Annotated in this window: 12 protein-coding genes; 9 read left to right on the top strand and 3 right to left on the bottom strand. The window is 49.4% G+C overall.

The window, feature by feature from the left end; genetic code table 11:
• A complete protein-coding gene (locus QQL65_RS13485; protein ID WP_284365383.1) occupies nt 1–1,197 on the bottom strand; it encodes a bifunctional 2-C-methyl-D-erythritol 4-phosphate cytidylyltransferase/2-C-methyl-D-erythritol 2,4-cyclodiphosphate synthase in 1,197 nt (398 codons plus the stop codon).
• 160 nt (nt 1,198–1,357) lie between these two features.
• Here QQL65_RS13485 and dusB point away from each other — a divergent pair, with 160 nt between their 5' ends.
• The 9 genes from dusB to hflX all read left to right on the top strand — a co-directional run bounded on the left by dusB (nt 1,358) and on the right by hflX (nt 13,325).
• The gene (gene dusB / locus QQL65_RS13480) at nt 1,358–2,365 is read left to right on the top strand and encodes a tRNA dihydrouridine synthase DusB (protein ID WP_284365381.1); all 1,008 of its coding nucleotides are present in this window, start codon (nt 1,358–1,360) and stop codon (nt 2,363–2,365) included.
• On the top strand, nt 2,362–3,480 hold the full coding sequence (locus QQL65_RS13475; RefSeq protein ID WP_284365379.1) for a two-component system sensor histidine kinase NtrB: 1,119 nt from the start codon (nt 2,362–2,364) through the stop codon (nt 3,478–3,480). The genes dusB and QQL65_RS13475 overlap by 4 nt, the downstream gene beginning before the upstream one ends.
• A complete protein-coding gene (ntrC, locus tag QQL65_RS13470) occupies nt 3,473–4,921 on the top strand; it encodes a nitrogen regulation protein NR(I) (protein WP_284365378.1) in 1,449 nt (482 codons plus the stop codon). Before QQL65_RS13475 ends, ntrC begins: the two co-directional genes overlap by 8 nt.
• 124 nt (nt 4,922–5,045) lie before the next feature.
• The gene (locus tag QQL65_RS13465; protein ID WP_284365376.1) at nt 5,046–7,316 is read left to right on the top strand and encodes a sensor histidine kinase NtrY-like; all 2,271 of its coding nucleotides are present in this window, start codon (nt 5,046–5,048) and stop codon (nt 7,314–7,316) included.
• On the top strand, nt 7,317–8,696 hold the full coding sequence (gene ntrX / locus QQL65_RS13460) for a nitrogen assimilation response regulator NtrX (protein ID WP_284365375.1): 1,380 nt from the start codon (nt 7,317–7,319) through the stop codon (nt 8,694–8,696).
• A gap of 24 nt (nt 8,697–8,720) precedes the next feature.
• Nucleotides 8,721–10,097, top strand: a complete 1,377-nt coding sequence (gene trkA / locus QQL65_RS13455; protein ID WP_284365373.1) for a Trk system potassium transporter TrkA — start codon at nt 8,721–8,723, stop codon at nt 10,095–10,097.
• 8 nt (nt 10,098–10,105) lie between these two features.
• The gene (locus tag QQL65_RS13450; protein WP_284365372.1) at nt 10,106–11,524 is read left to right on the top strand and encodes a hypothetical protein; all 1,419 of its coding nucleotides are present in this window, start codon (nt 10,106–10,108) and stop codon (nt 11,522–11,524) included.
• A 167-nt stretch (nt 11,525–11,691) separates the two neighbouring features.
• On the top strand, nt 11,692–11,940 hold the full coding sequence (hfq, locus tag QQL65_RS13445) for an RNA chaperone Hfq (protein ID WP_284365371.1): 249 nt from the start codon (nt 11,692–11,694) through the stop codon (nt 11,938–11,940).
• Nucleotides 11,941–12,023: 83 nt separating this feature from the next.
• A complete protein-coding gene (gene hflX / locus QQL65_RS13440) occupies nt 12,024–13,325 on the top strand; it encodes a GTPase HflX (RefSeq protein ID WP_284365369.1) in 1,302 nt (433 codons plus the stop codon).
• Here the strand turns inward: hflX and mazG are convergent.
• Nucleotides 13,322–14,137 carry a nucleoside triphosphate pyrophosphohydrolase gene (mazG, locus tag QQL65_RS13435; protein WP_284365368.1) on the bottom strand — a complete coding sequence of 272 codons (816 nt, stop codon included), beginning with the start codon at nt 14,135–14,137 and terminating at the stop codon, nt 13,322–13,324. The two genes, hflX and mazG, sit on opposite strands and share 4 nt — an antisense overlap.
• Nucleotides 14,137–14,532, bottom strand: a complete 396-nt coding sequence (locus QQL65_RS13430; protein ID WP_284365366.1) for a DUF1801 domain-containing protein — start codon at nt 14,530–14,532, stop codon at nt 14,137–14,139. The genes mazG and QQL65_RS13430 overlap by 1 nt, the downstream gene beginning before the upstream one ends.
• Between the last annotated feature and the right edge of the window lie 13 nt (nt 14,533–14,545).

Raw genomic sequence — 14,545 nt, 5'->3', positions numbered from 1 at the left:
TCAGTCCTTTGACGGCACTTCAATTGATACAACAGCTTGAGCGGCAATACCTTCTCCACGACCGGTGAACCCCAGCTTTTCAGAAGTTGTGGCCTTTACCGAGACCCGCGAGTTCGCAATTTTACAAATATTCGCAATATTTTGCCGCATTGCGACGCAGTGTGGACCAATTTTTGGTTGTTCGCAAATGATCGTTAGATCGACATTCACAAGTCGCCCTAATTGCGCGTTGATCAATGATACGGCGTGCTCAAGAAACACAGCAGAATCCTTGTTTTTCCATTTATCATCGGACGGAGGGAAGTGTTGGCCAATGTCGCCAGCGGCGAGGGCACCATAGATGGCATCAGTAATTGTGTGCAGCGCCACGTCTGCATCAGAATGCCCCTTTAGTTTCTTATCGAAAGGGATATGAATACCGCCCAAAATGACTTCGTTGCCGGGTTCAAACGCGTGAACATCATATCCGGTGCCGACCCGAGTTTCGAGTTTGTTATTATCATTCATTTTGGTACGGGCCTCCGCTAGGTCCTCAGCAAATGTGATTTTCTTATTATTTGGGTCGCCTCTGACGATGGCGACATTGAGGCCCGCCCACTCAGCAATCGACGCGTCATCGGTGAATTCCACATCTGATTGTAACGCAGCTTTTTTATGCGCGGATAAGATTGGATCAAAGTCAAATGCTTGTGGCGTCTGCGCTGCGAAATGCTGGCTGCGATCCAATGTCTTTGAAATTTGTGTTTTGTTTGGCGCGAATTTCAGGGTGTCGGTGATCGGCAGTGCCGGAATTGCACCGCCATTTTTAGAAGACTTGATTACATCACTAATGATTTGTGCGCTGACAAATGGTCGTGCAGCATCATGTATAAGAACAGTTTTGATTACCTCTGCGTCAATCGCATTAAGTCCTTCAAATACAGAGGCTTGCCGAGAAGCACCGCCGATAATGGGGGCAGATAGCTTGGGATGTGACAGCGCTAGAGACTGATAAATTGACGAATGCTCGCGACTAATTACGGGCAATATGATGTCGATGTGCGCGTGTGAGGCGAATGCGCTGATGGTGTGTTCAAGTACAGATTTCTCGTCAAGCAATTGATATTGCTTGGGAAGGTCAGTCGTCCCATTGTTCAACCTTGAGCCGGAACCAGCGGCCACAATAATGACCGCAGTTTGTGGTTTGCTTTTAGGCATGACGCTTCCAAAATAAAAACTGTAACAGTCTTCCGTTTAACCGCAACAATTTGCTATCGCAAGCAGCAAGCCAGAGTTAACCCAAACTAGCAATTGGTCATTTGCTTAAAACTTAATCTCTGTCTATTATTCAGTCACGTTTTAATGTTGCGCAAAAAATATGCAAGAACAGCTCAAGCCAATTCAAATTGGCAATCATATTTTCCCGTCAAATGCCTTCTTGGCGCCTTTGTCTGGGATAACGGATAAATCTTTTCGCACTATAGCTGCGCGCTATGGAGCGGGTATGGTTGTGTCTGAAATGATTGCAAGTGCAGCGCTGACCAATGGCCATGCCGATATGGCGCGACGTTTGGGAAAACCCGAGAAATTGCCAAATGTTATTCAGTTGGCTGGTTGCGAGGGCCATTGGATGGCTGAGGGCGCGCGAATTGCCGAAGACAGCGGTGCAGACATTATTGATATTAATATGGGGTGCCCATCAAAACGCGTGACCAACGGCTACGCTGGGTCTGCATTAATGCGCGTGCCCGATAAGGCACAGGATTTGATTGAAGCGGTTTTGGCTGCAACAAACCTGCCCGTAACACTCAAGATGCGCCTTGGCTGGAACGACGAAAGCATCAACTCGCCTGATATCGCTCGGGCAGCAGCTGCTGCAGGTGTACAGATGATCACCATTCACGGTCGCACCCGCCAGCAATTCTATAAAGGATCGGCCAAATGGCGACCTGTACGTGATGTTGTTGAGGCTGTTGACGTTCCGGTTGTGGTGAACGGCGATATTGTGGACATAAAAAGCGCCAAAGAAGCGCTTAGGCAGTCCGGCGCAGCGGCCGTGATGATCGGGCGTGGCGCGCAAGGGCAACCGTGGCTCCTTGGGCAGGTTGGTGCCGCGCTGCACAACAAACCGGTTCCTGAGACACCCACGATGGCGACCCGTTTAGACCTGATGAAAGAGCACTATGCCATGATGATGGCAGAGTATGGTGAAGCATTGGGCGTTCGTTGCGCAAGGAAGCATTTGGGTTGGTATATGGATATTCTCAGTGAAGAAACTCAGATTAGCGCTGAAACTCGCAAGCGTATTCTGACTGAAGGTGACGCGGCGCGCGTGCCCGCCTTGATTGATGAATTGTTCGAAGGATTGATGGAGAATGCGGCATGAGCCCAACATCATATGAATTGGCATTTTCGGCATTCCAATCCATGACCCAGCCGGTTTTGATTTGCGATTCTGCAAACCAAATCGTTATGGCCAATTATGCTGCCCAGAGCTTTTTCCAAACGTCTGAGAATTTGTTGAAGCGCCAAAAAGTCGACGACCATGTGGCGCCTTCATCGCCATTGTTGGGCCTTTTGGCGCATGTGCACGAACGCCAAGCGGCTTCAAGCGAGCATAAAATCGCCATCGGCAACGTAAATTTGCCGCATGAGCGCCTTGTTGACGTGCATGTGGCACCAATGGGCTCTGACCCAAATTTGGTTGTGGTTACGCTATTCGAGCGCACTATGGCGGATAAGATCGACAAGCAGCTAACCTCGCAAGGCGCTGCGCGACAGGTAAGTGGACTAGCAGCCATGTTGGCGCATGAAATCAAAAATCCGCTATCTGGCATTAAGGGGGCGGCCCAACTGCTTGAGCAAAGTGCCAGCGATGATGACAGACCCCTGGCGCGTTTGGTGCAGCAAGAAGTTGAGCGAATTGTAAAACTTGTCGATCGCATGGAAGTTTTCGGTGACGAACGTCACCCTGAACTTTCATCTATCAATATTCACGCAGTTTTAAACCATGTGTTGTTGTTGGCTGAAAACGGGTTTGCCAAGGGCCTAACCATTGAAAAACAATTTGACCCCAGCCTTCCACCGGTTTTGGGAAATTGGGACCAATTGGTGCAGGTCTATCTCAACCTTGTTAAAAACGCGGCAGAAGCTGTGAAAGGCGAAGCGGGTTCGAAAATTAAGATCTCCACGGCTTACCGACCTGGAATTCGGGTAGGGGTTTCGGGAACGCGCGAGCGTTTGTCTTTGCCACTAGAAATAACCGTTGAAGATAACGGCCCGGGAATTGATCCGGAAATGCTTCCCCACATTTTTGAACCGTTCGTTACGTCCAAAAAGACTGGCGGCGGTTTGGGATTGGCGATGGTGGCCAAGCTTATTCGCGGGCAGGGTGGCATCGTTGATGTGGACTATGTCGGGGACCGCACGATCTTTAAAACCTTATTGCCAATGGCGAAAGCTACAAAGTCGAACCACAAAGAGGATGCTTTGAATGAGTAAGCGAACGATTTTGGTTGCTGATGATGATGCCTCAATCCGCTTGGTCTTGAGCCAAGCGCTTACCCGGGCCGGATATGAAGTATTGCCCATGAGTAACATCGCGACACTTTGGAACCATGTCTCGCGTGGTGAAGGCGATTTGTTGATCACCGATGTGATGATGCCAGATGGTAGTGCGTTTGACGTTTTGCCAAAAATTCAAAACCAAAGACCCGATTTGCCAATCATCGTGATGAGCGCACAAAACACCTTCATGACTGCCGTAAAAGCAAGTGAAGCTGGGGCATATGAGTATTTGCCCAAGCCGTTTGACCTTGTTGAGGTCACCAATACGGCAGAAAAAGCGCTGCAGGAGCGCGAAAACAAGGCAAGTCGCTCAACTGACGATAAAGTGGAAGATATGCCGCTTGTGGGCCGCTCTGCGCCTATGCAGGAGGTTTATCGGACCATGGCGCGTCTCATTCAGACCGACCTGACTGTCATGATCTCTGGAGAAAGTGGTACGGGCAAGGAAGTGGTTGCCCGTGCACTGCACGAATTTGGTAAACGCAAAAACGGTCCGTTCAATGCCATCAATATGGCAGCGATTCCGCAGGATCTGATTGAATCTGAATTGTTCGGGCACGAAAAAGGCGCATTTACTGGGGCCAATGCCCGCGCGCCTGGTCATTTTGAACTGTCCGCGCGCGGTACGCTATTTTTGGACGAGATTGGCGACATGCCAATGGCGGCGCAGACCCGACTGTTGCGTGTGTTGCAAGAAGGTGAGTTTACTCGGGTTGGTGGACGCGAAACCATTCAAACGGATGTGCGGATTATCGCTGCAACGCACCGCGATCTTAATCAGCTTATTCGACAAGGCTTGTTCCGTGAGGATTTGTATTATCGATTGAATGTTGTGCAGTTGCGGATGCCCGCATTGCGGGAAAGACCCGAAGATATTGCTGATTTGGTTCGGCACTTCATCGAAAAGTATTCTGAAGAAACAAAACTGCGCAAATCTATATCCAGCGAAGGTCTTGCTGTTCTCTCAGAGCACAACTGGCCAGGCAATGTGCGTGAGTTGGAAAACTTAATTCACCGATTTGTTGCACTTTATCCTGAGGAAGTCATTTCTGCAGATATGGTGAAATCGGAGCTGGGTCAAAGCGCAGCTCAGCAAGCCGCATCTTCCCCTGCCGGTACCGAAGGGCAAACGCTGCAAGAAAGTGTTGAACGCCATTTGATGCGACTATTTTCTCAGGCGGAGCCGGGATTGCCTGCCGACGATTTGTACCATCGGATACTGGATGAGATCGAAGTGCCATTGCTGGAGATTTCGCTTACGGCTTGCAACGGCAATCAAGTGAAAGCGGCCGAACTATTGGGGTTAAACCGTAATACTCTGCGCAAAAAACTGAACCACCATCAAATTCGTGTCGCAAAAAATGCCAGCCGATAGGTGGTGATGTCACATTTTTGCAACAATTGTCTTGATCACTGAGGGGAAACGGGTAAGTCTAACGGACTAGGTGTTACTTTTGTGGCACAGTTGGGCATTCCAGCACCTTAAGGATCATTTTAGGTTGAGCGACACAGAAGTACCACGCGTCCGGCAATTGTTTTTGCGGCGAAATCGGTTTTTGCGCATCCTCGGCATTGTGCTGGTGCTGGCGGCGATTGCCTCTGCGTCAGCGTCATTTCTAATTCTGACCGGCGCAACGCCTGTTGAGCCCGATCCATCGCTTTGGCCCTTTATCTGGCTAGTAAACGGCGTCTTGATCCTGATGGTGATCGCGCTCTTGCTCACTGAAGCATACCTTTTGTTGCAATCACGTTTGAACAAGCAGGCAGGTTCTGGGCTCCATGTGCGGTTGGTTTCCATGTTTGCGGTCGCTGCCGCGGTACCGGCATTTATTGTGGCGGTTGTTGCAACGATCGCCCTAAACCAGGGCTTGGATCACTGGTTTTCTGAGCGTTCCCGCGCGATGGTGGAAAGCTCGCGGTCGGTAGCAAACTCGTATCTGAGCGACCAGGCCGCCGTACTGAGAAACGAGATTTTGTCGCTCGCCAGTGAGCTTGAAAAAATCAACGATGTTTTTGTAAATGATCAAGCTAGTTTCACAGATATTTTTACGTCACTAGCACAAAGCCGCTCGTTGCCATTTGCTTACATATTAAATGATCAACAGGTTGTTGTTCTGCGTGCGCGTTTGCCATCTTCGTCGACACCGCCAACCTTGCCTTCAAATCTAATTGAGGACGTCGTTGAAAAACAACCCGACCTAATTCGACCGGGGCGGGATAATCTGGTTGGCGCTGTAATCAAACTCACAGGCTATGACAATTATTACCTATTCGTTGCTCGCGGGGTAGATCCACAAGTCCTTGAATACACTCGCTTGGCGGAGCAGAACGTTGCCGAGTATCGTGAATATGAATCCAATCGTTTGGTTTTTCAGATCACATTTGCCTTCATGTATGTTGGCCTCGCTTTCGTTGTATTGTTGGCGGCGGTGTGGCTTGGAATCGCTCTAGCGAACCGGCTTGTGGCGCCGATTCGGAACTTGATGGTTGCGTCAACCAAGGTATCCGAGGGTGAACTGGATATTCGGGTGCCGGTAAAAGGTGTGTCGGGCGATATGTTTGATCTGTCGAGCCGATTTAACCGCATGACATCGCAACTGCGCGCACAGCACGGGGCTTTGCTGTCAGCGAATGAGACCATCGATCAGCGGCGTCAATTCACTGAGGCGGTGCTTGAAGGCGTTAGTGCGGGGATTGTGGGGCTTGACCCAGACGGGGTCGTGACAATCGTCAACGCAAGTGCGGCAGAAATGTTTGAAAGCAAACCAGAAAAGCTGGTAGGCAAGCAGATTGTAGATGTTGTGCCAGCGCTCTCAGAGTTCGTTTCTACGGCAATGCAATCTCAGCGTGAACAAAACCAAGAACAGGTGGAGATCAAATCCAAACTGGGTGAAGAGCGCACATATCAGGCGCGGATTACGCGGGAAGGTACCAATGAGAACTCAAAAGGTTATGTGATTACGCTTGATGACATTTCCGACCTGATAGCAGCGCAAAGAACCAGCGTTTGGGCCGATGTCGCGCAGCGCATTGCGCACGAAATCAAAAACCCACTCACACCGATCCAATTGTCAGCCGAGCGTTTGCGACGGCGCTATCGCAAAAAGCTGGATGGCGACTTTGATGTCTTTGACAAATGCACTGACACCATTATGCGCCAGGTTGGTGACATTGGTCGCATGGTGGATGAGTTTTCAACTTTTGCGCGAATGCCTTCTGCAAACCTAGCATCAGCGAACCTGAAGGAAACCATCAAGCAGGCGGTTTTTTCAGAAAGTGTTCGGCATCCTGAAATCAAAATTAAAACTGAACTGCCAGACGAAGACTTGGTGTGCGAGTTTGACGAGCGGTTGATTTCTCAAGTTTTAACAAACCTAATTAAAAATGCATCGGAAGCCCTTGAAGGAACTTCTAATTTCAATGATAGAAAGCCTATGATTGTTGTCCGTTCTCAATTGCTGAATGGGCATATTGAGGTCTCGGTGCAAGACAATGGACCCGGATGGCCGAGCGAAAACCGTTCGCGTCTTCTGGAGCCTTACATGACGACGCGTGGCAAGGGCACGGGGCTCGGTCTGGCGATTGTTTCGAAAATTATTGAACAGCACGGCGGGCAAGTTGAGTTGTTGGATGGGGAACCGGATGAAAGTGGCAATGTTGGTGCCTGCTTCAGGTTCACCTTGCTCGCTAGCCCCGCACCAAAGACTAAAAAGAATAAACAAGACAAAAACCAAGAAAGCACTGAGATAACTCAGGCAGTGGATGAGTAGATGGCACAAGACGTATTGATCGTTGACGATGAAGAAGACATTCGTGAGTTGATCTCGGGGATACTGGAAGACGAAGGATATGAAACTCGCTTGGCCCACGATGCAGATTCAGCATTGGAGGCGATTGAAGCGCGGCGTCCCGGGCTCGTGTTTCTTGATATTTGGATGCAAGGGTCTCGGCTTGATGGGCTGCAATTGCTTGATGCCATTCAAGATCGCCACAATGATATTGCTGTGGTGATGATATCAGGACACGGCAACGTGGAAACAGCTGTTTCTGCCATCCGGCGTGGGGCATTCGACTATATTGAAAAACCCTTTAAAATCGACAGGTTACTTTTGGTTGCACAACGCGCGTTCGAGAACCGTCGACTTAAGGATGAGGTTCAGGATCTAAAAGTCCGATCCGGAGCGGAAAGCGATAAATTCGTTGGGGTGTCACCTGCCTTTATGAATATCAAGGCCGCTTTGGCAAAGTGCGCTATGACCAATTCTCGTGTTTTCCTTACTGGTCCTTCTGGTACAGGCAAAGGTTTGTGTGCTCGTCATTTACATGACCTGTCCCACCGCGCAAAAGGGCCCTTTGTCGAAATCAACTTGGCCATGCACGGGGAAGAAGAATTAGCGGAGGCACTATTTGGCCGCGAAGTCGCCGAAAATGGCTCCAAGAACATCGTTGCCGGCGCATTTGAGCGCGCTCATGGTGGAACGCTCTATTTGGCGGAAGTTGAGGTGCTGTCTCCGGCGATGCAAGCACAGTTGTTGCGTGCCATTGTTGAAAACAAGTTTTCACGCATAGACGGTGAAACACGTGTTGGGGTTGACGTGCGTATTGTTGCGTCTTGTTCAACGAACGTTGCTCGCTTGGTTGAGGAGGGTGCCTTTAGGGCGGACCTGTTCCACCGACTGGCAGTTATTCCATTGGCGCTGCCAGCGCTTAAGGAGCGACGCGAAGACATTCCTCTGCTGGTAAATCAACTTACAAAAACGTTGATGCAGGTACACAACCTCAAAAAGTTCAGCGTTGCAGATGATGCGATGGCGGTACTTCAAGCCCAGGATTGGCCAGGCAATGCTCGCCAGTTGCGAAATTCGCTTGAGCGCTTGATCATCATGCTCAATGAGAATTTTCCTGAGGACGGGTGCGTAACTGCGGAAATGCTGCCAGCTGATATTGGCGAAGTGTTGCCCTCCGTGGATGAGAGCAGCGATAGCCCACATTTGATGACTTTGCCATTACGAGAAGCGCGCGAAGTTTTTGAAAGGCAATATCTTGTGGCTCAAATTGAAAGATTTGGGGGCAACATCTCGCGGACGGCGGAGTTTGTTGGTATGGAACGTAGCGCCTTACACCGAAAACTGAAGTCGCTGGGCTTGTAGAGCAGCCAAAATTAGGGGGCATTTATGCGCGTAATTATTAGTGGTGCTGGACAAGTTGGCTATGGCATTGCCGAACGCTTGGCGATGGAATCCAATGAAGTGACGGTGATTGATAGCAACCCCGAGTTGGTGCAACGGGTGCGCGACACATTAGATGCGCGTGGCGTCCATGGTCACGGTTCGCACCCTGATGTTTTGGCGCAGGCTGGGGCACGCGAAGCGGATATGCTGATTGCGGTGACGCAGGTTGACGAGGTCAATATGATCGCCTGTCAGGTTGCGCACTCAATTTTCAACATCCCCACGCGGATTGCGCGTATTAGGGCACAAAGCTATCTCAAATCAGAGTGGAGCGATTTGTTTGCGCGAGACCACTTGCCGATCGATGTGATCATTTCGCCTGAAGTCGAGGTAGGTGACTTGATATTGCAGCGCATGGCCTATCCCGGCGCGCTTGATTTGGTGTCGTTTGATGATGATCAGGTCTTGGTTATTACCGTTGCTGTAACCGAAGATTGCGCCATTATCGATACACCATTGATGCAACTCACCGACCTTTTTCCAAATCTGGAAGCAACGGTGATGGGTGTGCGGCGTGATGGCAATATGCTGGCCCTTAAATCTGATGACTTCTTGATGTCAGGTGACGAAGCCATTGTCGCTGTTGGGCGCTCGCAAGTTAATCGTGTCTTGGCGATGTTCGGCAAGGATGCACCGTTCCCCAGCAAGGTTGTGATTGGCGGTGCGGGCAATGTTGGCCAGTACGTTGCGCGCAAGCTTGAAGAATTGGGTGAGGGCATTTCTGTCCGACTGATCGAAAATAACCGAGAAACAGCGCAACGGGCTGCCGAAACACTGAAAGATGCGATTGTTGTTTACGGGGATGGCTTGCATGAGGACATCATGCATGAGGTTAGCATTCAAAACGCGCAAATGTATCTTGGGCTGACAAATGATGACGAAACCAACATTTTGTCATCTGTTTTGGCCAGCGAATTAGGCAACGCGACGACGATTGCGTTGGTAAATCAACCACAATATCCGCGATTTGCGCGACGTTTAGGCGTGGATGCCTTTTTGAACCCAAGAACTGTGACGGTTTCAAAGATCCTTCGACATGTCCGCCGTGGTCGAATTAGGGGTGTTTATACACTCTACAATGGTGCCGCGGAGCTTTTGGAAGCTGAGGCGCTCGAAACGTCGCCACTGGTTGGAAAGCCGTTGAAGGACTTTGACTTCGGCACCGGTGTTCGAATTGGTGCAATTATCCGCGGCCGCAAGATGATTGTGCCGACAGGTCAAACACGCGTGGAAGCAGGTGATTTGGTGATTGTGTTTGCTTTAGCGGATGCCGTGCGTCAAGTTGAACAGATGTTCCGCGTTAGCATCGACTTTTTCTAGGGTCATAGATGTCAGCCATTTTTTCAATTTGCAGTATGGTTTTGTTTGGATTTGCGTTTTGCTTATCTGCGCCATTCGCGGTTGCAATTATGGGGCAAAACATAGCGCAGATTGAAGGCTTCGGTCTTATCATGATTGCCTATTTGTTTCTGTCTATGGTGGTTGTTTTGGCGTTTAACCGCCAGGCCAAACGGCTGACGCGTGGCGGTATGTTTGTGCTTGCCTGCTGTTGCTGGATAACGCTGGTTTTTGCGGCAACCTTACCATTTGTCGTGCTTGAAAATATGACGTTTGCGGCCGCACTTTATGAAGCTAGTTCCGCCGCGACAGCGCTAGGCACGACTATGTTGGCACCGGAAGCAATTTCGACGCCAATGAAAGCATATAGAGCGATTACCGCATGGTTTGGTGGGCTAATGACATTGGCCCTTATCGTATATGTATTGAGCCCATACAGGGTAGGTGGGCTGCCAAACCGCGATTTGCGCTTTCTTTTACATGGAACGGGCACTGGTGGCCCGCAATTGCTGCGTACACTCGCCGAAATTGCTCTGCCGTATTTTGCGCTCACCTTCATCTGCCTTCTGCTTCTGCTCGTGCAGGGCGTGAGGCCGTTGGACGCTGCATTGGCTTCAACCGCTGCACTGTCAACCAACGGTTTCCTGCCCACCCAATCGGGTGGCACAGTATTCAATAATCGTGGCGCGGAGATTACGCTGATTTTCTTCATGATGGCTGGTGGTACGAGCATCATATGGCACCGAATGATTTTGGCCCGTCGGTTTGAACTGCTTTGGCGTGAACATCGCGAAAGTCTCGGTGCCATAGTGATCATGCTGACGTTCGGCGGACTGATTTCATTGGTCAACGGCATTTTGCGTGACCAGCCATTTGAGTTGCTACGTCACATATTTGACGTAACAGCGATTATGACGACCACAGGCATTACCCACCATTCATCCCATGCTTCAAGCATTCCAATATTGCTTGGGTTCATGTTGGCAATGGGCGGCGCAACGACATTTTCAACGAGTGGCGGGATCAAACTCTATCGGCTCGGGGTGATGTTGTTTAATTCAATTGCTGAAGCACGCCAGTTGGTTTTTCCAAACGCCATTTTGGCGGGAAGAATGGACGAGCGTTTCGGTCGCTCCGGCGCAACTAAAGCCATTTGGAGCTACTTCTTTCTCTTCATTTTGACACTCTGTGTTGGCTTTTTGGGATTTGCCGCACTTGGAATGGACTTTGAATCTGCGTTTTCTTCGGCAGTTGGAAGCTTAAGTTCAGTGGCAAACTTGGTCGATGGGGCCGCGGTCCGTGCTGAAAATGGTAATCTGGTTGGCCTGTGGATTGCGGCGCTTGCTTTGGCCGGTCGACTGGAAATCTTGGTGATTTTGGCTGCAATTAGCGATATTCGGCAACGATAATTCTTAAACTGATTGACAGTTCATGTGGCATTGCGTACCCATTTAGTGCGGTGTTTTTATTAACTCTTTGTTCAAGCCTAGTTGTTGGAACGAGTTTTAGGATATAATCTTGGTCACAAGGGCGAATGTTGCCGCTCGTGTTACCTTTAAAAAAAGAGGCCCCCAGAATGCCCAACGAAAAAAGTCAGAACTTGCAAGATTCATTCCTCAACAATGTCCGGAAAAACAAGATCCCAGTGACCATTTTCTTGGTCAATGGCGTTAAGCTGCAAGGCGTTATTACGTGGTTCGACAACTTTTGCTTGTTGCTACGCCGCGAGTCCCAATCGCAGTTGGTCTATAAACACGCGATTTCGACCATCATGCCTGGCGCGCCAATTCAATTGTTTGATCCAGAGACTGACAATAAAGGCTAACTAGTCTGTCCAGAAACAATGAAAATCCTGAACAGGTAGGCGTAGAGTTCCGTAAAGGAAGTGCCGCTTACCATGATCGACGTGTGGCTGCCACACGTACACTATTGGTATGTCCAGATGTTGCTCGGCAACCATCTCGTCGCACCATTGAAGCGCGGCTTGAGGAGTTTAAAAGCCTCGCCAGCGCTATCAATCTTGAAATTATTGACTCGCAAGTCGTCAATGTGCGCGAGGTTAAACCCGCTACTTTTCTAGGCGGCGGCCACGTTGATACGTTGCAAAAATTTGTCGAAGAGGAGAGTGTTGCACTGGTCTTAATTGATGTGCAGCTTTCCCCAATTCAGCAACGAAATCTTGAAACAAGGCTTGGTGCAAAGGTTTTGGACCGCACGGCATTGATTTTGGAGATTTTTGGTGATCGTGCTGCAACACGTGAAGGTGTGCTTCAGGTCGAACTTGCGCACTTGAATTACCAGAAAGGGCGTCTTGTGCGATCTTGGACCCACTTGGAGCGTCAGCGTGGTGGACTTGGATTTGTCGGCGGTCCAGGTGAAACACAGATCGAATCTGATAGACGCTTGCTGCAAGAACGGATCAATTTGCTGACCAAGCGATTGGGCAAGGTACAACGCACACGCTTTGAACAACGCAAGTCGCGTCAGTCGATCCCGTTTCCAATTATTGCGCTTGCCGGATATACGAACGCTGGCAAGTCAACATTGTTCAACGTCCTAACCGGTTCAGACATCAAAGCTGAAGATCAGTTGTTTGCAACGCTAGATACGACTGTGCGTCGCGCAATCCTGCCACATAAACGCGAAGTAGTGTTTTCCGACACCGTTGGATTTATCGCCGATTTGCCAACGGATTTGATTGCTGCTTTCCGTGGAACGCTTGAAGAAGTGACAGAGGCGCATATTGTTTTGCATGTGCGCGATATCGCTAACGATGACTATATGGCTCAATCGCAGGACGTTAATGACGTTCTGGCTGATTTGGACGTAACGCCGGAAAAAGTGCCGTTTATCGAGGTATGGAACAAAGTCGACATGCTTTCAGAAGAAGAACTGGAAGTTCGTCGTCGCCACAAAAGCAAGACCATTCCGGTCGTTGAAATCTCCGCTCATACGGGTGAGGGAATTGATGAATTGTTAGCGACCATTGAAATCGAGCTAGGAAAAACAGCGCGTTTTCAAACTGTGTTGCTGCCGCATAGTGCTGCGCATACTGCCCATTGGCTTTACGAGCATGGTGAGGTCATTAGTGCAACGCCAAGCGAAGACAACGAAGCAATTCAATATGAAGTGCGCGTGTTGAAGAACAAGATGTCGCCATTCTTGGAGAAGTTCGACAAATTTATTGTTGAGCCCAAAGGCACTGCTTAGTTTTCAATCTTATCGGTCTTGCGAATTTCGGTCCAAAAACCCTCTAGTTTCTCTAAGCCCGCATCTTCAATTTGGATGTTTTCATCGCGGCAACGCTTTTCAACATGTTGAAAGCGGCGGATGAATTTCTGGTTGGCATTTGACAATGCCTCTTCTGGATCGACGTTGAGTTTTCGGGCGAGCGAGGTCATCGCGAACAAAAGATCGCCAATTTCTTCCTCGATTTTAGCTTGATCTCCTGATCGGATTTCATCTGCAACTTCTTTAGTTTCTTCAACCACCTTATCGAGGGCGCCTTGTGCATCGGGCCAGTCAAATCCAACGCGCGCTGCACGTTTTGCCAGTTTGTTGGCGCGTGTCAGCGCTGGCAATGCGCGCGGCACATCATCGAGCACCGATGGGGCCTTGCCGCTTGTACCTTTGGACTTTGCTGCCCGTTCAGCGGCTTTAATGTTTTCCCAGTTGGCGTTGACGCCTTGCGCATTATCTAGGTTCAATTCTTCGAAAACGTGGGGGTGCCGCCGGATGAGCTTTTCGCAAATGCCATAAACGATGTCGCCGAAATCGAATTCATCGATCTCATCAGCCATCTGCGCGTAGTAAATGGGTTGGAACAGCAGGTCGCCAAGTTCGGCCTTTAGATCAGTAAAGTCATTTCGCTCAATTGCATCAGCTACTTCATATGCTTCTTCAATTGTATGCGGCTTTATTGAATTGAAGTCTTGTTCTAGATCCCAAGGACAACCGCCATTTGGATCGCGCAAACGGCGCATAATCTCAATCAATGTGGCGATGTCGCGACTTGGTTTCATTATTTGGTTCTCTTGTTTTTGTGATAGGTCAGTGCCATTGCAATAATGTGTTCTAGAGGCTCGGAAACCGCTGACAAGTCATTAGGCAGCACAATTTCACGTGCGCCAACATATGTGAACATATTCGGATAGTGTGCGCTTGCTTCAGCGATCATGTTTGAATTGCAATTCACATATAGAGACAAAGTGCCGGTGGCATTTTTGTCGATGCGTAGGGTAGTGCCGGATTTTGGTTTTTCAGTCAAAAAACTAATTTGACCCCATTTTAGGGCTTCAACAATTTGCCCGCATCCTTGAGTGCTTGCTGCTACCTTGTGAACCATTTCGCGCACTGATTGGATCAACATTTTGCTTTGTTGATCATATTGAGCAATTTTTTGATCTACTGAATTCATCTGATGGACTTGC

Origin of the sequence: Maritalea porphyrae, from assembly GCF_030159895.1 — a bacterium.
In the GTDB taxonomy this organism is placed as follows: Bacteria; Pseudomonadota; Alphaproteobacteria; order Rhizobiales; family Devosiaceae; genus Maritalea; species Maritalea porphyrae.
The sequence above is the reverse complement of the archived record's forward strand: the minus strand, read 5'-3'. Positions and strand labels throughout refer to the sequence as shown.